This window comes from Thermaurantimonas aggregans (assembly GCF_003851885.1).
Taxonomy (GTDB): Bacteria; Bacteroidota; Bacteroidia; order Flavobacteriales; family Schleiferiaceae; genus Thermaurantimonas; species Thermaurantimonas aggregans.
In genome coordinates this window covers 1-25,368 of record NZ_BHZE01000023.1, presented here as the reverse complement: position 1 = coordinate 25,368, position 25,368 = coordinate 1, and the positions used below count along the sequence as shown (strand labels likewise).

The 25,368-nt window shown below is 45.6% G+C and carries 16 protein-coding genes; 5 read left to right on the top strand and 11 right to left on the bottom strand.

Features of this window, described 5'->3' with window-relative positions; all coding sequences use genetic code 11:
- Nucleotides 1–30: 30 nt before the first annotated feature.
- The 7 genes from EIP89_RS09685 to EIP89_RS09655 all read right to left on the bottom strand — a co-directional run bounded on the left by EIP89_RS09685 (nucleotide 31) and on the right by EIP89_RS09655 (nucleotide 6,787).
- Nucleotides 31–951 carry a geranylgeranylglycerol-phosphate geranylgeranyltransferase gene (locus EIP89_RS09685; protein ID WP_124398482.1) on the bottom strand — a complete coding sequence of 307 codons (921 nt, stop codon included), beginning with the start codon at nucleotides 949–951 and terminating at the stop codon, nucleotides 31–33.
- Complete coding sequence (locus tag EIP89_RS09680) at nucleotides 951–1,895, bottom strand: mevalonate kinase family protein (protein ID WP_124398481.1); 945 nt, start codon at nucleotides 1,893–1,895, stop codon at nucleotides 951–953. The genes EIP89_RS09685 and EIP89_RS09680 overlap by 1 nt, the downstream gene beginning before the upstream one ends.
- Before the next feature lie 6 nt (nucleotides 1,896–1,901).
- Nucleotides 1,902–2,930: a diphosphomevalonate decarboxylase gene (gene mvaD / locus EIP89_RS09675; RefSeq protein ID WP_124398480.1), complete on the bottom strand. Its 1,029-nt coding sequence runs from the start codon at nucleotides 2,928–2,930 to the stop codon at nucleotides 1,902–1,904.
- 23 nt (nucleotides 2,931–2,953) lie between these two features.
- A complete protein-coding gene (locus tag EIP89_RS09670; RefSeq protein WP_124398479.1) occupies nucleotides 2,954–3,652 on the bottom strand; it encodes a metallophosphoesterase family protein in 699 nt (232 codons plus the stop codon).
- A 36-nt stretch (nucleotides 3,653–3,688) separates the two neighbouring features.
- The gene (dnaN, locus tag EIP89_RS09665; protein ID WP_124398478.1) at nucleotides 3,689–4,804 is read right to left on the bottom strand and encodes a DNA polymerase III subunit beta; all 1,116 of its coding nucleotides are present in this window, start codon (nucleotides 4,802–4,804) and stop codon (nucleotides 3,689–3,691) included.
- A 66-nt stretch (nucleotides 4,805–4,870) separates the two neighbouring features.
- Nucleotides 4,871–5,563 carry an ABC transporter ATP-binding protein gene (locus tag EIP89_RS09660; protein ID WP_124398477.1) on the bottom strand — a complete coding sequence of 231 codons (693 nt, stop codon included), beginning with the start codon at nucleotides 5,561–5,563 and terminating at the stop codon, nucleotides 4,871–4,873.
- A gap of 33 nt (nucleotides 5,564–5,596) precedes the next feature.
- Nucleotides 5,597–6,787: a C1 family peptidase gene (locus tag EIP89_RS09655; protein WP_124398476.1), complete on the bottom strand. Its 1,191-nt coding sequence runs from the start codon at nucleotides 6,785–6,787 to the stop codon at nucleotides 5,597–5,599.
- 70 nt (nucleotides 6,788–6,857) lie between these two features.
- Between EIP89_RS09655 and EIP89_RS09650 the strand changes: the two genes are divergently transcribed.
- The 5 genes from EIP89_RS09650 to EIP89_RS09630 all read left to right on the top strand — a co-directional run bounded on the left by EIP89_RS09650 (nucleotide 6,858) and on the right by EIP89_RS09630 (nucleotide 13,738).
- Nucleotides 6,858–9,371 (top strand): VPS10 domain-containing protein, encoded by a 2,514-nt coding sequence (locus EIP89_RS09650; RefSeq protein WP_124398475.1) that lies wholly within the window; start codon nucleotides 6,858–6,860, stop codon nucleotides 9,369–9,371.
- Between the two features lie 342 nt (nucleotides 9,372–9,713).
- Nucleotides 9,714–11,294 carry a peptide chain release factor 3 gene (locus EIP89_RS09645; RefSeq protein WP_124398474.1) on the top strand — a complete coding sequence of 527 codons (1,581 nt, stop codon included), beginning with the start codon at nucleotides 9,714–9,716 and terminating at the stop codon, nucleotides 11,292–11,294.
- On the top strand, nucleotides 11,294–11,659 hold the full coding sequence (locus EIP89_RS09640; RefSeq protein ID WP_124398473.1) for a CoA-binding protein: 366 nt from the start codon (nucleotides 11,294–11,296) through the stop codon (nucleotides 11,657–11,659). The genes EIP89_RS09645 and EIP89_RS09640 overlap by 1 nt, the downstream gene beginning before the upstream one ends.
- 84 nt (nucleotides 11,660–11,743) lie before the next feature.
- On the top strand, nucleotides 11,744–13,312 hold the full coding sequence (locus tag EIP89_RS09635; RefSeq protein ID WP_124398472.1) for an endonuclease: 1,569 nt from the start codon (nucleotides 11,744–11,746) through the stop codon (nucleotides 13,310–13,312).
- A 24-nt stretch (nucleotides 13,313–13,336) separates the two neighbouring features.
- Nucleotides 13,337–13,738, top strand: a complete 402-nt coding sequence (locus EIP89_RS09630; RefSeq protein ID WP_124398471.1) for a DUF2141 domain-containing protein — start codon at nucleotides 13,337–13,339, stop codon at nucleotides 13,736–13,738.
- Here EIP89_RS09630 and EIP89_RS09625 read toward each other — a convergent pair.
- The 4 genes from EIP89_RS09625 to EIP89_RS09610 all read right to left on the bottom strand — a co-directional run bounded on the left by EIP89_RS09625 (nucleotide 13,727) and on the right by EIP89_RS09610 (nucleotide 25,089).
- Nucleotides 13,727–14,785 carry a glycosyltransferase family 2 protein gene (locus tag EIP89_RS09625; protein ID WP_124398470.1) on the bottom strand — a complete coding sequence of 353 codons (1,059 nt, stop codon included), beginning with the start codon at nucleotides 14,783–14,785 and terminating at the stop codon, nucleotides 13,727–13,729. The two genes, EIP89_RS09630 and EIP89_RS09625, sit on opposite strands and share 12 nt — an antisense overlap.
- Nucleotides 14,786–15,571: a hypothetical protein gene (locus tag EIP89_RS09620; protein WP_124398469.1), complete on the bottom strand. Its 786-nt coding sequence runs from the start codon at nucleotides 15,569–15,571 to the stop codon at nucleotides 14,786–14,788.
- Nucleotide 15,572: 1 nt separating this feature from the next.
- Nucleotides 15,573–16,922 (bottom strand): vWA domain-containing protein, encoded by a 1,350-nt coding sequence (locus EIP89_RS09615; RefSeq protein ID WP_124398468.1) that lies wholly within the window; start codon nucleotides 16,920–16,922, stop codon nucleotides 15,573–15,575.
- Nucleotides 16,923–17,352: 430 nt separating this feature from the next.
- Entirely contained in the window at nucleotides 17,353–25,089 is a 7,737-nt protein-coding gene (locus tag EIP89_RS09610) for a PKD domain-containing protein (RefSeq protein ID WP_124398467.1), read from the bottom strand.
- Nucleotides 25,090–25,368 lie beyond the last annotated feature (279 nt).

Genomic DNA, 25,368 nt, shown 5'->3' with positions numbered 1-25,368 from the left:
TTTCTACACGATTTCGCGAATGTTAAGTTTTTATACCAAGTGCCAGTTGGGCTCCAGTGCTAAAAAAAATACTCCTATAAACACTATGATTCGAAAAATCTGGTGCCAAAGTGCGATGTACATGTTGATGTTTTCCTTTAAACTGAGAATAAACATACCAAATATCACACCTGCTACAGCTAAAGTGTAATAAATCAACACGTTCAATCGACCAAAAACATGAACAGAAAAAAGGAGAAAAAAAACTACATCGGCCAATAAAATCCACCGCAAAAAAATCTGCGCGTTCAGTTTTCCGACTAAAACTGGTAAAGTGTGATAGCCGGCTATCAGGTCTCCGCGATGTGACTCAAGGTCTTTGATCAGTTCACGAGTGTAAAGCAGCATCCAGATAAGCAAAGTGTAGAACAATACATTCCAATTGTGCAACTTATAATATATAAAAACCGAGAAAAATGGATAGATCGCCAGGGAACTTGCCAAGAGATTTCCGGCCAACGGTTTTTTTTTGACTTTATGTGAATAAAACCAAAGCAAAACGATAAAAACGACATAATAAAAAAAGGCCCGTAACGAAACAAGTAGTGATAATACAAGGGCTAAAAAATTGATCAGAATATACAGCCTTACGATTAAATCGTTGTTTACATAGGCCTCAAGCAGCGTGCGATGCGGCCTATTAATCAGATCCTTTTCGCGGTCATAAAAATTATTAATCAAATACCCACCAGCAACCGCTAACATACCACACAGTATAATGATGTGCATCACCCAATCGGTCAATACCTTGTTCCAATCTTTGGGATCGTTTAATACAAAGAAGACTGCCAGATATTGCGATAGGGCGAGCACTAAAATGTTTTGCCAGCGCACATGACTTAAGAGAGCAAGTATTTTGAGCGTTATAGTAGGTGAAGATGAACCTGTGGTATGTGAGGTGTTTTCTTCCATCACAGGCGGAAGATAATTTGCGGATTGTAAGGAGATAGTGTTTTGTATGCCTTTTCGTAATCTGGTGCAAACCCCAATACAAAACCTCCACCACCACTGCCGCAGAGCTTTAAATAATACTCATTGGTAGCCAATCCTTTTTCCCAAAGCTCTACGAGGTTTTCAGGAATCATGGGAGTAAAATGGGTCAGTACCCAGCTTGACAGTTTTTTGAGGTTTTTGAAAAAAACTTTGATTTCTCCTTTTAAAAAGGCATCGATGCAGGCATCATTGTACTTAATAAATTGATTTTTTAGCAAACGGCGAAACCCTTCGTTTTTCATCTTTTCCATAAAGATAGAAACCATCGATTGGGTTTTGCCGGGTACTCCGCTGTTTATTAAAAAAATGGCAGCACTACTGTTACCCGATTCAGGTAATTGGATGGGATTCAGGTTATTGCTTGAGCTAAGCAGTACAGGTATTTTCAAATAACAAATCAAGGGGTCCATACCGCTGCTTTTGCCGTGGAAGTAACTTTCCATAATGGCAAGCTGCTTTTTGAGCAACGGCAGATTTTCTTGACTCAGGGTAGTATCAGGATCTATTTTATTGATGGCATAGGTATCGTATACAGCAGCAACCAATGCCCCCGAACTACCTACCCCAAAGCCTTGCGGAATAGAAGAATTAAAATAAAGACCTTCTATTATATGTCTATTGAGACGCTCAAAATCAAATTTTGTAAAAAATTCGTCGTTGATTTCGAGCGTCTGCAAGTATTTAGCATATTCAGCCAAATGCCTGTTTGACTCTATTTGCTCAGGAGTTTCGGCTCCTTTGGTTATAAATCCGAAACTGCCGTAAAACGAGCTGAAAGGTATAGAAAGTGCATTTGAATTACTAATTATACCGTATTCGCCAAAGAGGAGAATTTTCGCGTAGTAAAGTGGAGAGTTGCTCATTTTACTCTAATCAGCCTTAAAAGGTCCTCGACCAATTAAATCTTTGATAATGGTATTTTGTTCGCAAAGGTACTGTACTTCAGGCAATAATTTTTGTTCTACTGCCTCAAGGGCATCAGCTGTAAAGATGAGATGAAGATTTGCCCCGGCATCGAGTGTAAATCCAATAGGTAAATTCGTAGTTTGCCTAAACTGCCAAATTTTTTGAATGGCTTCCAACGTCTTTGGTTTCATAAGAATAAACGGTGGAGTGGAGGTCATCATCATTGCGTGAAGGGTAAGTGCTTCTGACTCCATCAGTTCAATAAATCTTCTCCAGTCACCGGTTTTTAATATTGCTTTGAGCTTGACTGTGTTTTCCTTGCCTTGTTTAAATCGGTGACTGGCGTATGGATGATTTTTCATGAGTGAATGACCAACAGTGCTCGATACCGACTTTTCGCCGGAGTCGAGAATTAAAATGTAGTCGTAAATAGTTTTGAAGTTAGGATGAACCTCTTGTACTGGGGTTGCAAAAAAATCCGATCCTTCTCCGTCTGAAGAATGCCCCCACTGTACAAAACCGCCGTACACGCTGCGACATGCACTCCCAGAGCCTAAGCGAGCTGATTCTGAAGCCTTATGCCAGCGAAAAGGTTGCCCTACAAAATACGTGGCATGAAGATCCTCAATACAACAAGCCAATGCCGCCATACCGCTGGCTGAAGAAGCAATACCCGAACTGTGTGGAAAGGTATTTTTAGTTTCTATTTTTAATAGTTTGCCCTTTAACCAAGGATATTCATTGAGTATTGCTTGCAAAAATTTAAGAATTTTCGGCTGAAATTCGGGTTTTGAAATACCGTCGTAAAACACCTCAAGAGTAGGATCATCATTTTGAGTTGTTTTACTTTCAATCACAGTAAGTTTCGTGTCAGTGTGAGAATGGGTTAGCGTAAAGCTCAGCGAGGGATTTGCCGGGATCTGATGGTCAAACTTTCCCCAATATTTAACGATGGCTATATTGCTTGGCGCAATCCAACGCGTGGTGTACATATTTGTTTCCGATATTTAATAAGTCAAAAAAACTTTAGAGAATCGTTGGTTGAAAGGGTGGTGTTGGCAGCAGACTGCGGTAGGTCTCTCGGGTCAGTATCTACAGTAATGATCTGAAGCAACTGACCAGTGTAGCTGATTCTGACCGCGCTCAACTTCATGCCGAGATAGGCACCTGTATCGATATGCCAGGCATTCTCTCGAGGTACGTAGGTAGGTTTACCGAGTGGCTGAACGACATGGCCAGCTATCTGCAGCTTTTGCATCAGTTTCAATGGCTCTCGATTGATGAGCACATTGTGGTCGGAGTAAGGATTGAACGGATCAATTGACGTTCGCGATACGCCGGCGTGGGTGATGAGTACATTTTTGTTTTCCCATTTAATGGGCAAACTCTTGATCCAATTCTTTACTTTATTGAGCTCCAATTTCGGATGAGCCTTAACCTGATTAAATGTTTCTCGATTGATCACATTAAATGAACCAGAACGTAGCGAATCGAGAAACATGTGCTCGTGATTTCCCCGAAGAAAGTACACTAAATAGGGGTACTTATTCATTAGTTTCAGGGCAAATCGAATAACCTTGGCCGAATGAGGACCTTTGTTGATGAAATCTCCTAATTGAATTAAAAACTCGTTTTCGGGATTCCAGTGTGCTTTCACCAGATTTTTAAAGGTGTAATGACACCCATGAACATCGCCGACAACGAGTAGATTCATCGCAATATTTGACCTGTTTAACAGGCTTTAAGTTTATTAAGTAATCATCAGTGGCATAATGAGCATGAGAACTTCCTCGCCCTCATTGAGTCCATCCTCTGGAAACACCAGGCTTGGCTTAGAAGGTATTGACATTTCCATCCTCACAAACTCTGATTCGAGGTTAGACAGAATTTCAATTAAATTTTTGGAATTAAAGCCTATGCTCATATCAGCTCCGGTATAGTCACAGGGCAGGTTTTCTTCAGCGCGGTTAGAGAGCTCAATGTCTTCGGCCAACACTGAAAGCATGCTGCCGTTGATGGTAAGTTTTACGAGGTTTGAGGTCTTACTCGCAATTATCGAAATGCGCTTAAGGGCAGAGAGCAGAGAATTGCGAGCGATGCGAAGTTGATTGGGGTTGTCTTTGGGTATTACGTTTTCGTACATGGGGTAGCGCGCATCCACCAGCTTAGTGATGAATACCTGATCGTCGGTAATAAATTTCACATTGGTATTGTTAGAGCTGATGAGCACGCTTTCAGCATCGGGCAAGAGATTTTTAACGATTGAAAGCGCCTTTTTGGGAACGATAAATTCAGAAGTTTGATCGCTGGTAATATCGGTGCGCTTGTATTTCGACAGCTTGTGCCCATCAGTAGCCACAAAGGTGCATCCTTCGCTGGTCAGTTGGAAAAATACCCCGGTCAAAGCCAGGCGGATCTCATCATTACCAGTTGCGAAAAGGGTCTTAGAGATAGCAGTCGATAAAACCTCCGTTGGAATTCGCACTTCGGCGAGGGCTTCGATCTCGCGCATGCGCGGATACTCATCTGTATCGATCACTGCGAGATTGGCTTTACCAGTTTCGTAGATTATCTCGAGTACTTTGAGATCAGGATTCAGGGTAAAAGTAACTGGCTGATCAGGTAAGCTTTTGATAAGGTCGAGCAGCGTGCGACCCAGCACACATACTGAACCTTCAGATTCTGACTCTACATCGAGGGTAGAAATCATCATCGACTCTGAGTCGGTGGCAGTTACCTTTAATTTTCCGTCGGCCAGTTCGAGCAAGAAATATTGCGTGTACTGAATCGATTGGCTAGTAGAAAGTAAGCTTGCTGAACTTTGTAAGAATTTGAGTAATTTATTGCTGCTGACTATAAATTTCATTCGATCGATTATTTAAGGCCACAAAAGTATGCTGTTTTTGCAAAAAGGAATTTTCTGAATGAGGAATTATTCGGCAGCCAAGGTATCACCTTCTATCATTCCATCTCTCAGACGCACAATTCTGCGGGCGCGTCTAGCTATGTCTTCTTCGTGTGTGACGAGTATTATGGTATTTCCCTGTCGATTGATCTCGTCGAATAATTCCATGATGTCGTAGGAGGTTTTTGAATCGAGGTTGCCCGTGGGCTCATCGGCTAGAATGATAGACGGGTTGTTGACCAATGCTCTTGCAATAGCCACGCGCTGGCGCTGCCCACCGGAGAGTTGATTGGGCTTGTGGTCGAGACGATCGCCGAGGCCCACGCGCACGAGCACTTCGCGTGCTCTCTCTAAGCGCTCTGATTTCTTGATGCCAGCGTAAATAAGTGGCTGACTCACGTTTTCGAGGGCCGATGTGCGAGGTAGTAGATTAAAGGTCTGAAAGACAAAACCGATCTCCTTGTTTCGGATGCGTGCCAGCTCATCATCATTCATTTTACTTACGTCTTTGCCATTCAAAATATAGGTGCCGGAAGTGGGTGTATCGAGGCATCCGATTATGTTCATAAGTGTCGATTTTCCGCTTCCGGAGGGGCCCATAAGAGCTGTGTACTCATTGCACGTAACGGTGAGGTCAATACCACGTAGAGCCTGCACGATGGTTCCACCCATCTTAAATTCCCTCTTGATCTGCTGAAGCTGTATAACTGCTTCTCTCATCTATGTTCTTTGCTTTCGAAAGTTTTTTAATCCTTAAAGCCCAAGCTTTGAGCGGATATCGCGGGGCAAGGCGTCTTTGTGAAGGAGTAAGGCAATCGTTTTAAATCGCACATATGCCTCTGAGGCCATGATGTAGCCACTGCGGTGTGTATTGGGTATTTCTCCCCAGCTGTTTTTGGTAATGTAATAAATGGTGCCGTTTTGATCTTTTGCCATACCGGTAATATGCATGCCGTGGTCGTCAGTGGTTTCGAAATTGTCGAATGCGCGCTGGCGCTCCTCTTGGGTTACGATTTTTTCCTTCTTTGGTCCGTCAAACATGGTTTTGCGCTCTTCGTCAGTCATTTCTTCGTAGGGCTTTTCAGGAACGATGGCTATTCCATTTTTTATGGAAAATCCCTTTTCACTCACATCGGTAGCCCATGCCACGGTGAAACCGTTGTCGATGGCGTGACGCAGCGTGCGCATCATATCGTCGAGCGGCAGATTGTACGATTCACCCCATGCCCAATTGTCAGGCACCTCTACAAACATTGGTTTGAAAAATGGCGCATGGGTAAAAGAAGTGATTTGGATATAATCGTCTGGATTGATTTTTAAGTAATCTGACAAAAAACTCTTGGGAGTGTATCGACGCCCTTCCCACATAAATTCGGAAGGATATTTACCTAAATAGGCTGAAATAATGCTTTCATAAGCAGAGAGCCAGGCTGTCGATAATCTGCCATTGGGATTTTTTACAATCGCATCGAGAAAAGATTTCAAAGCCAGCTCGAGCTCAGAATGCTTGTTTTTTGATTCTCCGTATTCTAAGCCTTGAAAAATGGCAGCGGGTACTGCTCCGTATTTTTTTATCACATACAACACATCAGGGAGCTGCCCTCCTTGAGCGAAGTTGAGGTGACCTTGCATGCGCACGTATTTGATGCCCTTGTCGAGATACACCTGGCGAACGGTGAACATTTCAGATAGGTCCACCATAGGTCTTTTAAGGCGCTTGAGCTCACTTTCGATAAAAGAGGTGGCCGAATAGCTCCAGCACGTACCCGATGAAGCCTGGTCTTTAACCGGCAGGGCATCGTGATTTTTTAGGATGGTAAACTCAAACTTATGTTCAGCTCCCGACTGCCCGTGCCCTTTAATGTGATTGATTAAATCGTCTTGAGCATTGAGCTGTAAACTCGAATAGACAAATGCAAGGGATAGATATAAAACCTTATTCATCAGTAGGCCGTTATGTTTCGTGCAATTTTAGTCCAACTTCGACTATTTTTGGTTTTTAGATGTAGGGTTTATGACGAAAAAATTAATTGCCGGGATTTTTGCAGTTTTTGTTTCCTTTTCAACAAGTGCACAGCAGTGGTACGAAATGGTGCTTAACGGCGAGCGCGACTTTCGAAAGATCAGAAAAAGTGCAGAAGAATACTTCCAACGAATCGACAAAACGCAACGAGGTGTAGGCTACAACTGGTACAAGCGTTGGGAATATCACGCCCTTCAAGCCCTGGGCGAAGACAGTCTTTTGCCGGTAGTAGATCTTGCAAGCATATGGAATGAATACAAGAGAAATCAGACTCACCACAAAAAAACCAACAATTCTAACTGGACGCCACTCGGTCCTGTAGCATGGACGGTGATGAACAACGGATATAGTCCAGGTCTGGGGCGCATTAACTATATATATATAGATACAGCTCGAAACAACACTATGTACATCTGTACACCATCGGGTGGACTGTGGCGAAGTTATGATGGGGGTTCTACCTACACCGTGCTCACTGATACACTCGCCTCCATCGGTTGTGGCATGTTCGTGATAAACCCTCTGGACTCCAATGTGTTGTATTTGACTACAGGCGATAATTTCGGAGCTGATACCTATTCAATAGGCATTTTAAAATCTACAGACAACGGCCAAAGCTGGCAGCCCACTGGGCTCACCTTCACCCAGGCTCAAATGGTCCGCATCTTTAGACTTATCATGCATCCACAAGACACCGCTACTCTGTTGGCCAGCACTTCTCAAGGACTATATCGAACCACCAATGGCGGACAAACCTGGACGCTGATAAACGGTATTCAAGCCAGAAGTCTGGTATACAATCCACAGAACCCAAATACTGTATTTGCCGCATTTAGGCATGTGATTCGAAGCCACGACTTCGGTCTCACCTGGACGACAATAACCGACACCATCCCCCCTCAGTCAGCCATCTCGCGGATAGAAGTGGCCATCAGCCCATCTGATACAAGCATTGTATATCTACTGATGGGCAATACAGACAATGGTTTTCTCAACGTCAGTCGCTCAACCGACGGTGGTCAGACTTTTCAGGTACGTGCCACCAGTCCAAATATTTTACACAGCTCTGAACAAGGTACCGGTACCGGTGGCCAGGCATGGTATGATCTGGCAATAGCTGTAGACCCTGATAACGCCGATATCGTCTACACAGGTGGTATAAATATCTGGAAATCTACCAATGGAGGAGCATCCTTTTCTATTAATTCCCATTGGGTTTACACCAATCAGAACGTTCCATATGTGCATGCTGACATTCATTTTTTGGGTTTCTACAATGGAGCTCTCTACGCTGGATGCGACGGTGGTATATTTCGTACAACCAATGGAGGTCAATCTTGGACTGACCTGTCTTTCGGATTAAACATTACCCAGGTGTATCGGTTGGGCACATCGCATACCCATCCGCAAATAGTACACTTTGGCTCACAAGACAATGGCAGCATGCGACGCTTTCCTAACGGCTCTTGGCGACAAGCCTTTGGAGCCGACGGCATGGAAGCCGTAATCGATTATACCACACCTAACATTGCTGTAATCAGCTATCAAAACGGCGGGTTGCTGCTCACCATCGACGGCGGAAACTCGTTTACGCCCTTTATGAACGGCATCACACAACCCTCTGGCTGGATAACCCCTTTTGTCATTCATCCAACCGACCCCCAGCGATGGCTGGTTGGCCGACGCTCTGTGTGGGAAACTTACGACCGCGGCATGAGTTGGGATACCATTTCGCCTTCAAACAACGTCAATATCGGAGCCCTTGCCTGGTCGAAGTCTAACCCACTTGTCATATATTTTTCTCGAGGAAATAACCTTTGGAAAACCACCAATGGCGGAGGTAACTGGACGCTTGTGAGCCAATCTCTGCCCTTCCAGAGTATCTCATCCATAGCCATACACCCAACTAATCCGGATCATGTAGTCGTTACCTACAGCTCGTTTACGGCCAATTCCAAAGTATTTCGCTCCCTCGACGGAGGAGATACCTGGACCAACATTTCCCAAAACCTGCCCAATCTGCAGGCATGGACTGTGATCTTTCAGGAACACAATCCACTGAATGCCATGTATCTAGGTATGGGCATAGGGGTATATTATCGCGACAGTACCATGAATCAATGGGAACCTTATTTCGAAGGACTGCCCAACGTGCCTGTGCGCGAACTGGAAATCAACTATAACAATGGAAAACTCTATGCTGCTACTTACGGTCGTGGGGTCTGGATGAGCGACCTCAAATGGTTTAACTTTTCTGTGGACGATCAGTCGCTTGCTTCTTTTATCGACGTATATCCAAACCCTTTTGACGAAATTTTTCTCATACGCACCAATAGCCCAGGTACTTTGGAGCTCTTCGATGTAGCAGGCCGAAAGGTGTACGAAAGTAAACTCGAAGAGGCGTTGACCACACACCGCCCGGGCCGGCTAACTTCCGGTGTGTATGTATTGAAATTTACGGATAGATCTGGCCTTACTGAATTAAAAAAAGTGGTAGCCAGATAGTTCTATGAGATTTTTTCGTTAGTTGATACTTGTTGGTGAAGAATGATACCTGCCTATAATTTACGCCAATTGAGGAAAAAACGTTGTGAAAAAGTTTAGATCAAAAAGTCAGAAAATCTGCCTTAAAATCAACTTCGGCCATAAAGACATTATGAGAAAAAACCAGATCACAAAAGCGAAGTGATGCTTTCTGTTTTATAAGTAACTTGTTTTTGAAATTATTTTAAACAATGAGTAAAAACCTCTAAAACATTAATCGGCCAAACCTTTTCTCACTCGTTTAGCACAACATCCCTGACAGAATAAATACCTTTGTCAGCCTTTAATAAGTAGCTGTAATTAATGATTTTTGAACAGGAAATTAAGCGTCGGCGCACGTTTGGAATCATCTCACATCCTGATGCTGGTAAAACGACTCTTACAGAAAAACTCTTACTTTTCGGCGGGGCCATCCAGGAGGCTGGGGCGGTAAAGAGCAACAAAATCAAAAAAGCCGCAACCAGCGACTTTATGGAAATCGAACGTCAACGCGGAATCTCGGTGGCTACCTCTGTACTTGCCTTTGAATACAAAGGCTATAAAATTAACATTCTGGACACCCCGGGTCACCAAGACTTTGCCGAAGACACCTATCGCACCCTTACGGCCGTAGACAGTGTAATTGTGGTAATCGACGTGGCTAAAGGGGTGGAAACACAGACCGAAAAGCTCGTGCAGGTATGCCGCATGCGCGATATACCGATCATTGTGTTTATCAATAAGCTCGACCGCGAAGGCAAAGACGCTTTCGACCTGCTCGACGAAATCGAGCAGAAACTCGGTCTGCGCCTGTGCCCCCTTTCATGGCCCATCGGCATGGGGCAAGACTTCGAAGGGGTTTACAATCTTTGGGAACAAAAACTCAAATTTTATCTCGGAAACAACAAACAACGCGTAAGCGAAAGCGTAGAAATTACAGATATCTTCAGCGACGATCTCACCGACTTTATTACCGAGCGACAGGCAGAAAAACTACGCGAAGAGGTAGAAATCGTGCGCGAGGTATATCCGGCTTTCGATCGCAAAGCCTATCTGAAGGGTCAGCTCTCACCCGTGTTTTTTGGCTCTGCCCTCAACAACTTTGGAGTGGCCGAACTGCTCGACTGCTTTGTAGAAATCGCTCCCTGGCCACAGCCCAAAAAGGCCGACGAACGCCTTGTAGACCCATTCGAACCTAAGTTTACCGGCTTTGTCTTTAAAATCCACGCCAACATCGACCCCAATCATCGCAGCCGAATTGCCTTCGTAAAGGTTGTATCAGGAAAATTTGAGCGCAATAAAAATTACCTGCATGTCAGATTGGGCAAAACCATGAAGTTCAGCAGCCCCAACATGTTTCTGGCTGCAAAAAAAGAAGTGGTGGACGAGGCTTATCCAGGCGACATCGTTGGTCTACCTGACAGTGGCAATTTCCGAATCGGGGATTCGCTCTCTGAAGGCGAAGTCATTCACTTCCGCGACATTCCGAGTTTTTCGCCTGAACACTTCCGATTCATCAACAACGCAGACCCGTTAAAAGCCAAACAATTGGCCAAAGGCATCGACCAGCTCATGGACGAAGGTGTAGCCCAGCTCTTTACCCTTGAACAAAACGGGCGCAAGGTAATAGGCACTGTGGGAGCGCTTCAATACGATGTGATCCAGTACCGCCTTGAGCACGAGTATGGAGCGCGTTGTACTTACGAACCCTTCCCGGCCTGGAAGGCCTGCTGGATACAAACCGACAACGAAAGCCAACTTGCCGAGCTACGCAGAACCAAACAACGCAACATGGCACGCGACAAGCATGACAGGCTTGTCTTCTTGGCTGACTCCGAATTTAACCTCCAAATGACCCGCGAAAAATTTCCCGATATTCAATTTACTTTTAAGTCAAACGACTGATGGAAAAAAAGAAAACCCTGGTGCTTGGCGCCAGCGAAAATCCTGACCGTTATTCAAATATGGCGCTATACCGACTCAAAGCTGCAGGCCACCCTGTAGTGGCAGTTGGCAACCGCCCCGGAGAAGCATATGGTATTCCCATCCACAAAGGTCCGATCGAAGAAACGGGCATTCACACCATTACCATCTACCTGTCACCAGAGAATCAAAAACCCTACTACGACTACATCTTGTCATTAAAACCTAAAAGAATCATTTTTAATCCGGGTACGTACAATCAAGAGTTGATCAGACTTGCAGAAAGTCAAGGCATTCAATGCGAAGTAGCCTGTAATCTGGTATTACTGAGCACAGGGCAATATTAAAATTCGTTTTCAACTGTCTTTAATTCAAATAATTTAATTCACATCGATTTCATTTCAATAGGTTTGTACCTAAAAATCCCTTTTATGCATACGATAAGGCGCTTATTCGTTTTATTAATTGTCTTCTTACACAACATACTTCCCGGCCAAATTCTTACCATTCAATCAGATAGCCTATGGTTCCCTCCTACAGAATATGGTGATACGCTCACGGGATCGATTACGATTGTCAATCAGTCGACGACCGCTATCCAGTTAAAATCTGTTGAGATCGGCAAGGCGTACAACGATCTCGCCTTTACGCTTTCAAATATACCAACCTCCATTCCTCCAGGTACATCTCAACTGATCGTGCGCTTTCATCCACTTAACGACATCTACTATCGCGTACCGCTAATTTTGCGCACCGAATCTGCCGGTGGCGACTACACTGTGCTACTAACTGGACAAGGCAAATTTTTTTCTTCTATAGGCCAATTCACTGAAAATAAGACAGGACTTGCGCTGAAACAAGCACTAGCCTCTTACCAGAGCAATCACACTAACCTTGGGTACAACGGTGCTCGCGACTTAATGTACAGTAAGCTGGACAACATCAATGGCTGGGTCACCTGTTTGTATACCGGGCGCATGGCACAGTTCAATACACGTGCAGGTGCCACAGCAAACAACTTCAATGCTGAGCATGTGTTCCCGCAAAGCTTTTTCAATCAAAACGAACCCATGAGAAGCGATCTAAATCACCTCTACAGCACCGACGAAACTGCAAACAACATTCGATCAAATTACCCTTATGGCATCATCACCGGCAATCCCAGCTGGCAAAATAATGGATCTAAATTACAAAACGGTGTTTTCGAACCACGCGACTCAGCAAAAGGTCGTGTTGCGCGGGCATTGCTTTACTTTGTAGTGCGTTACCAGGATTATTCAAACTTTGTAGCTCCTCAGGAAAATCTACTTCGCAACTGGCACTTTCAGCATCTGCCCGATGCGATGGATCGCCGGCGCGACAGCATCATAGCAGTGCATCAGGGCAAACACAATGTTTTTATCAAATACCCTTTCATTTTGCATCGAATCAATTCGCTCACCGGCCAGGCCGATTTTCCTAATACAAAAAACTTCCGCTGGTCTTCAGACACACTTTTTACCAAGACTTCTTTTACAAGTACATACTTCAGTTTGTGGAATCAAGGATATTACCCTCTAAGCATCGACTCTATTAAAATTTCAGCTCCAGGCAGCCAGTTTACCATTTCGCAGCTCACTGTACCAGCGTTTTCAGCAGCTCGATGTACACTTGCCCTACCTGCAAACTTGCCAACAGGAGTATACTCAGCCACCGCCTACTCCGGAACCATACAGAAGAGCTTGTATTTTTATCACACTTTTCAGCTCAGTTTAGAAGAATTTCCAGAACAAGTTGAAATCCATTTATATCCTAATCCGGCAGATGAACATTTATATATCGAGACATCTATCGATGTAAAGAGCCTTCAAATACTCACCCCTTTTGGTCAGAAAGTGTTTGAGGGAGATTTTCAGCCGTACTTATCCATCAAAAATCTACCAGCAGGAAACTACATTTTGCTGATCAAAGACTTTTTTGGCAACCAATTTGCAAAGAAATTTGTAGTGACGCATTCATAAATCTCGTACAGGTTTTCCATTGAAATGAAGTTTTTCTGGCTGTTAATCATTAGTTTGCTAAATTTTTATGTCTCAGGTCAAATCTTAATTGTCGAATTTGAGATCCAAAGCGCCAAAGACAATGGCAAGGTTTACCTGCGCTTAAAAAACGAACAGAATTCTACCGTCAAAGAATCAATAATTCCTGTAGAAAACAAAAAAGCAACCATACGCTACACCGACCTGACACCAGGTAACTATTCCGTTGAAGCCTTTCACGATCAAAACAACAACGGCAAGCTCGACACCAATCCCTTCGGCATACCCCGCGAACCATACGGATTTTCAAACAATGTACGTGGAAGCTTCGGTCCTCCCGATTTTGAGTTAACCTTGTTCCAGGTTTCGGGAATGACGACAACCAAAATTCGGATATTACTCAGGTAGCTCCAGCTCGAAATACTTACCGGGAAACAATTTGGCTCGAAGTCGCTTTAGAGGTTTTTTAAGTCCGGTAAATATCAATACTTTACGAATTGAAATAAACGAGAAATGCCAAACAATTCGCCACCAAAAGTGCTTGAAATAGGGCGAAAAAAGCTTGTAAAGTTGAATGTGCTGTTTTAGTAGAGCTTTGTTAAACAGAGATTTACCATTTATATTGCCAATCCACCAATAAGCACACAACCTTCTGGCTTTTATAAAATCATCTTTTGCTTCTGGAAATTTCTCGAGTATAAAATCTTGAATTCGAATGATTTCAAAAAAAGCATAGGTTTTGTTTCGCGCAGAAAGTCGCTGAGTGTTGGCGTGATACCGAAAATAGTTAAGCGGTTGAGCTGTATAGCAAAATTTGGTAGAAACAGAAAGCAATTTCACATAAAAAAACCAATCACCATTTAACTTAAATTCTTGATCAACAGGTATGACTTTTTGCAAATCTTTGCGACGAAAGAGAACGGCTGAAGCATTGGGTATAGTGTTGTGAAAAAGCATGTATCGTCTGCATTCTTCGCGGGCATCGGCGCAGAAATCATTCTCCCATCGGTCAGATTTAAAAACAAACTTGTAGTGTTCGTTAAAACTGTGAAGCTGATTTCCTTCTTTGTCAATCAAAATACTTTGGCAAAAAGCTAGACATGCATCTTTTTCATTTTCAAGAACATTGACTAAAACTTCTAAGAGGTTAGGCTCGCAAGCGTCATCGCTTTCTGCTATCCACACATACTCACCACGCGCTAATGATATGCCTTTGTTCCATTGAGCAAAGGGTGATCCTGAATTTTTATCATTGATTATCAAATTTGTATGCGAATTTCTGACTGACCAATTTTTGAGTATCTCTGCACTATCGTCGGTTGAACAGTCGTCTAAAAGTATTATTTCGACATTTTTATATGTTTGATTTTCAATAGTTTTTAATCTTTCAATTAAATAGGGAGCATGATTGTAATTTGGAACAATTACACTGACTAATGGAGCATGAAATGCCATTTACACAAAGTTTTGGATAATTAACCCAAAAGCCGAAAGAGCGATCAGAATCAGACTCCATTTTCTAAAGCTTTCAAATTGAGCTTCCTTTAAGTAACGCAAACCACCTAAAACAGAAATCACCGCGCCTAAGCCAGATGAGAGTGCCAGAGCATTGTAAAGAGGAGAATAGCTCCCACCATATACCAGTGCAAGATAGACGGGAAGGCGTACCATATCTGTAAACAGCGACGATACGATTGTGGTAGCACTTAGTTGTACAAAGTTCAATCCACGAGGTTTGTAGATGACTTTTTTGAAGGATTCAAACACACCCGAAGCTCCACTAGCTAAACCGCAGAAAATACCAGAAAGTATATCGGGCAGTTGAAAAGGAAGTTTAAAACCTCTATTTCCTAACCATTCGAAAAGGACAGAGAATAAAATCACACCGACAATGAAGAGCAAAAAAGGGGATAAGGAAATGTGGCTGTTGATCACAACTGGGCTGTAACCCTGCAGATCAGTTAAAAAATTGGCGCTCAACCACGCTCCTACCATCGAAAACAAGCCAAACTGGATAACGCCTCGAACATTTGCCCGATAACGCATTACGGAAAACTTGATCAAAAAATCGACAAAGTGAACACAAGCTATTGTGAAAACAGCCAACCCCAGGGGCAAAAACCACGGCAACAATGCCAATAATATAAGTGATAAGGGCAAACCAGATCGATACACAGAGGCACCAGCAGCAAAAGTGCCAACCCCTGCAAGAAGAATGATCAGTATATTGATTAAATTCATGTCAGTTCGCCTTTACAATAGTAGTGCTGCCACTTACAATTTCAAAGTCTTTTGAAAAAGAAAAGAAAATGTCGCGAGCCGACTTAGGGCGAAATACAAGGGTATACCTACCAGGTTGCATAGGAATGGTGTGACGGGTAGAATTTTCATCGAGGTCTATTACGCGATGACCATCGGCATCGATCACAGTGCCATAGCCCACTGTGGCTGCTTGAAAAGAGAGTACTCCGGCTACCGGCACCTCAACGGAGGTAAGTTCAGCTGGATTAATACCAATTTGAGTGCGATACGGCGGGTTTGTGAGAACCTCAATGTGATAGCGACCTGCGAGTACCCTGGCATCAGTATTAATGTCCAGAATATTCAGGATTTCTCCCTTTTCGTTGCGCAACAGGATCTTAAGTTCCTTATATCCAATTAGTTTTTGGGTCTTAACTGAAAGCCGTCCACGTGGTAGAGGTATTGCAACAACGTTGTGCTTACCTGTAGCTAATGTTACATCGCGAATTTCAACTTCAGGTATGCTGTGTACTACAATTCTGTAGGTGAGCAGCGGATCTCCGGGTAAAGTATCAGGTACCCCCCGGCTGTTGAGAGTATGCATCATTCGGAGAGCTACCTTATTAGATTTTTGATCGAAAACTGTAAAAGCCACATCGGTTTCTGATGGAAGATTCCCTGCATCGAGTAAATTGATTTGATAGGTAGTTTGCTCTAACGCTTGCGAAATGACAAGTCCAAGAACAGTGCGAAAATCTTCTTCTCGAGCTGCATCGTAATAGCGCCCCACACACTGCATAGCCTTGCGCTGATGTTCGTCGAGTCCTATGCCAATTACAAAGGGGCGAATGACTATACCAGCGGTTTGCAGTCGTTCAGAAACAGCACATGGATCTCCACCACACTCTTCTATACCATCTGTTATGAGGATGATTAAATTTCGGCAACTCTTACAAGTCGGGAAGTCATCAGCTGCTTTTTCAAGCGATTGGGCAATAGGAGTAGTGCCCATAGGACGTAGGTTTTGAATAATGCGTTTGATTTTTTGGTGATTGTTGGGCTCGAAGGGCACTACAAGGCGGGTATCGTTGCAGTCTTGCGGAGGAAATCCTTTGCTATGCCCGTAGAGTCGAAGGGCAAGTTCTACATCTGAATTTTTCAGTTGGGCAATGCTGTCAATTAATTCGGCTAAAAAACGTTTAGCTACATCCATTCGCGTAGCCGATTCCCAACGGGCCTGCATGGAATTACTGCTGTCGAAGATGAAGAGAATTCGATTCGTAGTTTTTTGGGCATTGAGATTAAAGAGAAAAACCAGAAAAATTGTAAGAGGATGTGCTATTTTTTTCATTTTTTGATTGAAGCAGTTGTCAAAAGTATGTAGCAAATGGCTTGATTCATCGAAATGCTGTGAGAGCAATAAAAATGATTTTTTTGTGCTCTTTTTTTAACCTATCAAAGGATTTCTACTCACCCCTCTGGCACCTACCAGCGAAAGCTCTTTCGAACTTTCTTGGCACTTTCAGGTATTTCTTGCCTTCGTCAACAAAGAAGGGATTATTACCCGCAGAACTCGCAAATGGGATGAGAAAGGGTTAAAAGTTTAATTCTTAGCGCTTGGCCATGCTGCGCATCGTGTGAGGCATGCGGAGGACGCGCGAAAGCTCACAGCGCAGGCAGCACTTAGTCTGGGCAGTCCTATTGGTGAAAGCGCCAGTCGACTCCATGGCTTGGGGCAGGGTCAAATAATTACAGAAGGAAAATTTTTTTTCGGATAATGATTAGCGAATAAGGTAGATGTAGCCGCTGGTGTGGGGCTTGTCGTCGGGGGAGTCGGTTTCGAGATTGGAGCCTGGCCAGCGGGTGCCGTCGATAAAGAGGGCGCGAATTTTCCAGACATAGGTGCCGGAAGGTAGTTCGGCGCCTGTGTTGAAGTGGCGGCCATTCCAGCCGATGGCGGGCTGACGGTCAGGGGTGAGGGAGTCGGTACGGAAAACGAGATTGCCCCACTGATCGAAGATAAGCAGCTCATATTCGCGCAGGGAATGCCCCTTGGGCAGGAAGAGGCCTGCCTGGCCGGCGTCGGGAGCATCGGGTGCCAGGGCATTTGGGACGGTGAGATTGAGGCGGGGCAGAAATACGGTGAGACAGGTGTCGTGGGAGCAACCATTGGTGTGGGCTGCAGTGAGGCAGACGGTAAAGGTGTAGTCGCTCAGGAGGCGATTGACGCGGTAGCGGTAACGCACGCTGTCAGCTACGATGGTGGTGCCGTCGCCCATTTGCCATGTGAAGGTGGTCTGGCCCGGAAGGTGGATGGATTGATTGGTGAAGACGACAAGGCCGCGCTCGTCGATGTCCCAGCTAAAGATGGCGGTGGGAGTGGGCAGTACTTCGATGGGTATAGGGAACTGGAAGGTGTCGAGACAGCCGAGATTGGTCTCGACGATGAGTCGGACAATGTAGGTGCCGGCCTGCTGATAGAGGTGGGTGGCATTGGGCGATGGGCCGTCTTGCACGGTGCCGTCGCCAAACTCGTAACGCCAGCGCACGATCTGGCCTAATGTAGAATCAGGGAAAGTACTCAGATTGGTGAAAATAACCTCAAGAGGCTGGCAGCCGCTGGTATCGGAGATTGAAAATCCGGCAACGGGTAAGGGTGATACAATGATGTCTTGCTCTGAGGTGTCGGAGCAGCCAAGGGCATTGGTGGTGATAAGGCGAACGCGATAGAGTCCGGTGGAGGTGTAGGTGAAGGTGGGATTAGACAGGGTGGAGGTAAAGAATCCCGGATTGCCAAGTGCGTCGAAGTCCCAGAGGTATCCCTGGGCGCCTGTGGATAGATTGGTAAAGATAAAAGTTTGAGGGGCTCCACATACGGTCTGCGAGACGGAGGCAGCCGTAAAAGCTGCAGTGGGCACAGGGTGAATGGTGATTTGTTGCGTAGCCGTGTCGTAACAGCCTGCCTGGGTGCCGTGAATGAGGGTTACCGTATAAGTGCCGGGCGTTGCATAGATGTGCTGGGGATTGAGCTGGGTGGAAGTGTTGCCATCGCCAAAATCCCAGAGGGTGTAGGTAAGGGTGCCGGAAGCGAGAATCGTTTGATTTGTGAAGGTGATGGGCTGCTGATTGAGACACGTATTCTGAGCAGTAAATTGTACGACAGGCATAGGCTGTATGGTAACAGACTTGCAAACGGTGTGTGTGCAACCGTTGAAGCTTGTGACGGTGAGGCATACCGTGTAGGTGCCGGCAGTATCAAAGCGGACAGCCGGATTTTGTAGGATCGAGGTTTGGCCGTTGCCGAAGTTCCATTGATAGCCCGTGATGGTACCACCTGTAATAGTAGCGGATGATGTGAAATAGGTAGTATCGCCGAGACAGACGTTGTTGTTGAACGTGAAGTCGGCTACTGGTGAGGGATTGACCTGAATGAGCTGATAAACCGTATCAACTGAACAACCATCGGTTACGGTCATCGAAACGTTGTAAGTGCCTGCTGCCGGGAAGGTAAACTGTACACTTTTGCCCGTAGCGACTCCACCGATGCATTGGTTGGTAGTGGTATTAAAGTTGAAGCACCAGGCAGTAGTGGTGCTATTGGGAGTCTGATCCTGAAACTGAACAGTAAGTGGGGAACACCCGGAGCCAGGAGATGCGGTAAAAAAGCCGTTGAGCGTTTGGCGGATGATGCGTACCGTGCGGGTGAAGGTGGACGAACCACAGCCATTTACGGCTGTCATGCTTACAGTGTAAAGGGTATCGTTATTAGGGCCGTTGTAGGTAAACAAGTGGGTTTTAATGCCAAATTGCGTGATAGGACCTTGTGGTGTGATGATGGTAGTTGGATAAGCTGTATCGATCGGACTACCGTCGCCCCAGTTGATAAGGATGTAGTCAGGTTGGCCCAGAGTCTGACCATCTATCAGAAAATTAATGAGTTTTGGGCTGCACCCCACTGTATCAGAGGCCAAAAATGCGGCTGTGGGCTGTGGCCTTACGGTGATGGTGCGAACGAGGCTGTCGGCCGCACAACAGCTGCTAACCACCAGCTTTAGGTAGTAAGTAGTGTCATTGACCAAAGAACCGGTAAGAACAGGTAATGTCGGTGGAAAAAATTGATTTCCTGAAGTGATTACGACGGGCTGATTAGAGGCATTGAGGGCGTAAAGTGTCCATTGATAAGCTTGTATAAAACCGGAGGAAAGTTGGGTGACAAACGGAGAGGGTTGGCCGGCACAGATGATGGAGGTATTAAGGGTAAAAGAGGCGACAGGAGCCGGCAAGACATAGAAATCTTTCACGCGTTCGGAGTCGCAGCCAAACTGCGATACTACGCGCAAGCGCACAGACACCAAGCCGGTATCGGGAAAGGTGTGGGTGATGGTGGGTGTGGTGTAATTGATGATGCCGTTGTTGCCAATGTCCCATTGTCGAGTCGAGATGCTGCCGCCTAAAGGCGGAAGGGATGATTGGTCGGTCATTTGGGTAGGAATACCCTGGCAGATGCTGTCAGAAAAGCAACCGCCGGTGACGGCAAAATTCACTGAAGGCTTAGGACGGATGATAACGGTGTCAATCTTCGAATGCGTACATCCGGCCGAATCGGTAATGGTATAGGAAACCAAGTACGTGCCGGCAGTGTGATACGCATAGGAGGCATTTGCAGTGGTAGCGGTATCGCCATTGCCAAAATTCCACAAGAAGTTGGTGAGTGGACGAAGGCTGGTATTTTGGCCAATAAACTGCAAGGTATCGCCCACACATCCGGTCGGTGGGAGGAAGTTAGCCTGTGGCCGACCGAGGATGGTAATGGTATTTTCCAGAGAATCTGCACAGCCCGATAGGGTGCTAATGCGCAGTTTAATGATTAAGGTGCTGTCAGTAAGTTGATTGTTTTGGAACGTAAAGGAAGGATTCGGAAGAGTAGAAACCGGTAGGTTGTTTACAAACCATTGGTACTGAATGCCTCCGGAGCTGGAATCGTACGCCTGTACGGATAGCGGACTACAGCCGACCTGAGTTGATAAGCTAAAGTTGGCTACCGGGTTTGACAACGTGTAAGCCAAAGTTTGTACGGAGTCTTGTCCACAGCCAAAAGGACTCACCGCAATCAGCCGGATGATGACAGTGTCATTTGGGGCAGTAAGGTTGTATTGAAGTGCATTGAGGCCTGTGAAAGTAGCCAGCAGCGTGTTGGCTGAAGAAAGAACTTTCCAGATGTATTGACCATTGGCCCCGGGGTAATCGACTGCTTTAATTTGAGAAGTATCCACTGCAAAAGGTGCACAATCAGCATTGGAAATAACTTGTAGCTGAGCCTTTGGCAGGGGATGTATTGTAACTTGGCCTACCACTGTGTCGGAGCAGCCAAAAGCATTTGTGGCAATTAATGTAACTGGATAGGTAGTGTCAGAAGTGCCCGAATTGGTGAAGGTAAAGGAAGGATTGGCCGCTGAAGAAGTGCCCAATCCACCAAAGTTCCATTGAAAAGACAAGGCGCTTTGAGGACTTCCAGTAAGGTTGGTGGACGAAAGATTGGTAAAAGAAAAAGTCGCTGGCGTACATGTATCAGGCGGCAAAGACACAAAAGAAGCCGTGGGCGTGGGATAGACGGTAAATGCAGCAGAGGTAGAATCGATACAACCTTCAGGCGTGGTGAGGGTCATTCGAATGGTGTAGGTTACGGAGTCGTTGCTAGATGGGGGAGGAGTGAAGGTGGCTGTATTACCAGAAAGGGAAAAATTCAGGGTAGGTGTTGAGGTAAATTGATACGTATTGGTCGGTGAGTGATTAGCAATGGTCGCTATAATCGAAGCACCCCCACAGCCGGATGAATTGGAAAGAGCAAATGCTGCCACTGGTTGGGCTTTCACACGAATTGTAATGGAAGTATCGTCCACACAGCCATCAGGCGATGTAACTGTGAGGGTGATGATATAAAGACTGTCTTGATTGCCTTGAAAGTTTGGAAAATAAAAGGTTGGCTGAGCTGAGGTGGTATTACTGATAGCAGCGCTGCCGGTAACCGTCCATTGGTACTGCAAGGGATTTTTCCCCAAAGACTGATTGATTACGGTAATACTGTCGCCTGCACAAATCACGGTGTCGGAGGGAAGAAAAGAAGCCAGCGGATTTGGAAAGACGTTGATCCAACGAGTAACACTGTCGCGACAGCCCTGTGCATTGATGAGCACAAGGGAGATAGGAATGATGTTGTCGTTAGTATTTGAAAGATTGGTAGCTGTGTAGGTCAAGGCAGCAGAAGTACCAATGAGGGTGTTGCCGGCGTACCAACGGCGAGTGGGGGCAGCTGTGCCAGTGTCGGTTAGCAGGACAGGGAGCGGTGAACATCCGCTATCGGTAGAAATGGTAAAGCCAGCAATAGGCGGCAGTGAGATGTTGACTGTAGCCGTATCGTAATTCACACAGCCCGTAAGGGTATCAATTACCTGAAGAATATAGGTGTAATTGGCTGTGTCTATAGCCTGAATCTGTGGCGTTGCGGCTAATACTGCTGGCGGAATTGACGTCCACACATACTGGAAGGCCGGATTGCCGGGTTGCCCCAATGTGTAGCTATCGCCTTTGCAAATGGTAGTGTCAGGTCCGGCATTGGCCGCAGGAAGAGGTGCGACCAAAACAAATACGCTATCCACCGACTGACAGCCTACCGAATCGGTAGCATACAGGTAAAACCATTGGTTTTGTTGAGGATTAACAAAGGTGGGAGTAAGTGTGGTAGCGTTTTGGAGGAATGCGGCCGGTTGCCATTGGTACGCGAGCGGTCCGGTGCCACCTGATACCGTGCCCGAGAGTTGAATGTTTTCGCCAAAACACGTTTCTACATTTTGACCAGCATCGACTGTGATAGGTGGAAAGAGCGAAATAACAACCGTATCACGGGCAATACAGCCGAGGGAGTCAGTTACAGTGAGGATGTATTGCTGAGGGGCATTTAGACCTGAAACGTTGGGATTGGGAATGTTTGGATTGCTCAGACCTGTGGCCGGTGACCAATTGTACTGATAGCTGCCGGCACCGCCTGTAGCGATGGCTTGCAGTTGGAATGGACTGCCGCTGCACACTACGGTGTCGTTGCCAGCAAAAGCTGTGAGCAGCGGATTTACGGCAATCAGCACAGAATCAAACGCCGTACAACCAACGGAATCGGATACGGTGAGGGTGAACCACGTACTGGAAGTCAAACCACTGACTGTGGGATTTAGAATGTTTGGATTGCTCAGGCCTGTAGCTGGTGTCCATTGGATTTGAAGTTGCCCGCTACCGCCTGAGGCTGAGCCATTGAGCTGAATATTGTTTGTATCGCAGATGATGCCCCCGGATCCGGCGTTGGCAATGATTTGCGGATTTACGGTGACAAGGGACGTAAGCGTATCGCGGCAGCCGTTTGCATCTAGCAGGAAAGCGAAGAATTGGGTGGATTGGGTAAGGTTTGAAAAAGTAGCTGAAGGGCCAGCAGCTGTGAAGCCTGGTGGGTTGGATGCCCATGAAACTTGCACGGGAGCCTGGCCGGTGAGGTTTTGAAGTGAAAACGACACACTGCTGCCATAGCACACCAGTGTATCGTTGAGCGGATTGGCCGATGGCAGGTCATAGATGGTGACAAACATGGTATCAGCGGAAGTGCCGCAGCCATTCTGAAGTTGAAGTACAAGCTGATAGGTACCTGCCTGGTTGAATTGTAGAGTAGGTTGTGCTGAAGTGGCTGAGCCTGAAATGAAAGACCAACCCGTGGCAGGGGTGATCGTCCAAAGCCGGGAAGTAATGGGCGAGAGGCTGTCGAATTCCTGAGGTTGCAGTCCTGCAGCCGAAAAATTGAGCATCAGCGATCCGCAGTGCACGGTATCCTGTGGCAGAAGCAGCCCTGGCCGACCGCTAATAATGATGGCAGTATCTACCGATGCGGTATCGCAATAATTATAAACGAATTGGCGGATCTGGTACTGGCCAGCTGTGTTGAATCGAACTTGCGGATTGGGATGGCGAAGGCTGTCGATGGCCGACCAGCCGGTGGCAGGAGTTATCTGGTAATAGACTTCATTGTTTCTACAGGTGTTGACAAGGTTGGCGAGATTGGTCAGCTGGAGGGTGTCGCCAGAGCAAGCTGGAAGTGGGGAAATCGAGAAGCCGGAATCAGGCAATTGATTGACACAGATGGTCTTTATGAGTGTGTCATAGTCGCAGTTTATGCTGTTTGCTACAACCTGGCGTACCTGGTAAAGACCGGGTTGATTGAAGGTAACATTAAGGGTAGAAGAACCTGTAATCCAGCTTTGTGGATTGATGGAGTTGTTGCTGTTGCCAAGCGAACCGGCATTTATGGTAAAGGTACCAGGTGTGATATTCCATAGGATGCGGCCAGTACTATCGCAACTCGTGTTGGTGGGAATACTCCCCTTTTGGCTTTGGTCAGAAATGATTACCTGACGACTCACGCAGACGCTGTCGGGATTGTTAAAGCCGGCAGTAATGGGAGATGCAATGCGAATTGGGCTGATTTGTGCGACGCTCACATCGCAGGGATTAGTGGCAGTAATGCGAACATAGAATGCATTATTACCGCCCCCACCTGGTACAGTATAACCACATGAACCGATGGTAAACGTGTGTAAATATTGTGCCGGGGGCGGATGATTGAACATAATCGGCGGACTGCCATCACTTACTTCAATCGTGTAGGTCGTACCCGGTGGATTGTTTGCTGTGTTGAGTATATCGAAAGCCAATGTAACTCCCTGACTGCCTACACATCCGGTATTGTTGCCCTGAGTGCCAAGTCCTACAGCCGGATTTGAGCCATAAAAAATCCGAAACTTCAGCGTGTCCCAGCAGCCATTGGAGGATTGGAGTGCCAAAGCACAGTTGTAATAGCCCGAATTTGCGTAAACCTTGTTGTATGTGCTGAAGGTGGTACCCGAGTCGGTAGTACCATCGCCAAAGTCAAAATAAAACTTTGTATAGGGCTGCGAAGTGGTGTTTACGATGACAAACGTATCGATAGAAAGCCCTGCACAGCGGGAAAAAGTGGTGATGCCCTGAAAGCTGCCGGACGTAGTATTAAGTATTTGAATAGAAGGCGTTACTGAGGGTAATACCTGCACATATAGCGAATCTTCAGTACCCGAAGCACCTTGATAAAGAATAAGCCGAGTCAAATAGATACCAGAGGCACTATATTTTACATTTTGAACATTGAAAGTAGTAGCAGTAGCGGGTGTAGCACCGGGCAAAAGCCAGCGCACCGAATCGATCGGTGCTCCGAAACTACTGGTGTCTGCCTGAAAGAAAATAGGGTAGTTGCGGCATATAACTAACGTATCGCTTGCTGAAGGTGGAGTAGTCACAATGCCCCATTGCGCATTAGTCCTTATGCCGAGCAGCAATAAGAACACGATTACCATTAGTTGGGCAGAGCGAATTTTCACAAGTGTTGAATTATGAGCAAAAATTGGCTGAAAGAAGAGGTCGAATGGATTAATTTTCCTATTATGTTTCAAATTTTTTGTAAAAGAATGAACGATCGAATTTCAAAAGTAAATATTTCGTCTTTTACTCAGCCTCTTTTCCTCTCTCTAAATCTGATGGATTTAAAAATGGAGGATTTTTTCCTGCAGAACTCGCAGAGGGTCGTAAAAGTGTTTAATGATTTTTGAAGGTGTCCAAAAAGTAAAGGACGCCTTCTTTTTTATTTTGATAAAACCCTTAATTGAAGTAAATTAGAGCCATCATAGACATTTTAAGTGAGGCGAGTAGTCTTTAAACAGCAACCCGGCAAA

Bases quoted from the DNA above. Each gene is read 5' to 3' on its own strand.
- EIP89_RS09685 (WP_124398482.1), bottom strand. From the start codon at position 951: ATGGAAGAAAACACCTCACATACCACAGGTTCATCTTCACCTACTATA.
- EIP89_RS09680 (WP_124398481.1), bottom strand. From the start codon at position 1,895: ATGAGCAACTCTCCACTTTACTACGCGAAAATTCTCCTCTTTGGCGAA.
- mvaD (WP_124398480.1), bottom strand. From the start codon at position 2,930: ATGTACACCACGCGTTGGATTGCGCCAAGCAATATAGCCATCGTTAAA.
- EIP89_RS09670 (WP_124398479.1), bottom strand. From the start codon at position 3,652: ATGAATCTACTCGTTGTCGGCGATGTTCATGGGTGTCATTACACCTTT.
- dnaN (WP_124398478.1), bottom strand. From the start codon at position 4,804: ATGAAATTTATAGTCAGCAGCAATAAATTACTCAAATTCTTACAAAGT.
- EIP89_RS09660 (WP_124398477.1), bottom strand. From the start codon at position 5,563: ATGAGAGAAGCAGTTATACAGCTTCAGCAGATCAAGAGGGAATTTAAG.
- EIP89_RS09655 (WP_124398476.1), bottom strand. From the start codon at position 6,787: ATGAATAAGGTTTTATATCTATCCCTTGCATTTGTCTATTCGAGTTTA.
- EIP89_RS09650 (WP_124398475.1), top strand. From the start codon at position 6,858: ATGACGAAAAAATTAATTGCCGGGATTTTTGCAGTTTTTGTTTCCTTT.
- EIP89_RS09645 (WP_124398474.1), top strand. From the start codon at position 9,714: ATGATTTTTGAACAGGAAATTAAGCGTCGGCGCACGTTTGGAATCATC.
- EIP89_RS09640 (WP_124398473.1), top strand. From the start codon at position 11,294: ATGGAAAAAAAGAAAACCCTGGTGCTTGGCGCCAGCGAAAATCCTGAC.
- EIP89_RS09635 (WP_124398472.1), top strand. From the start codon at position 11,744: ATGCATACGATAAGGCGCTTATTCGTTTTATTAATTGTCTTCTTACAC.
- EIP89_RS09630 (WP_124398471.1), top strand. From the start codon at position 13,337: ATGAAGTTTTTCTGGCTGTTAATCATTAGTTTGCTAAATTTTTATGTC.
- EIP89_RS09625 (WP_124398470.1), bottom strand. From the start codon at position 14,785: ATGGCATTTCATGCTCCATTAGTCAGTGTAATTGTTCCAAATTACAAT.
- EIP89_RS09620 (WP_124398469.1), bottom strand. From the start codon at position 15,571: ATGAATTTAATCAATATACTGATCATTCTTCTTGCAGGGGTTGGCACT.
- EIP89_RS09615 (WP_124398468.1), bottom strand. From the start codon at position 16,922: ATGAAAAAAATAGCACATCCTCTTACAATTTTTCTGGTTTTTCTCTTT.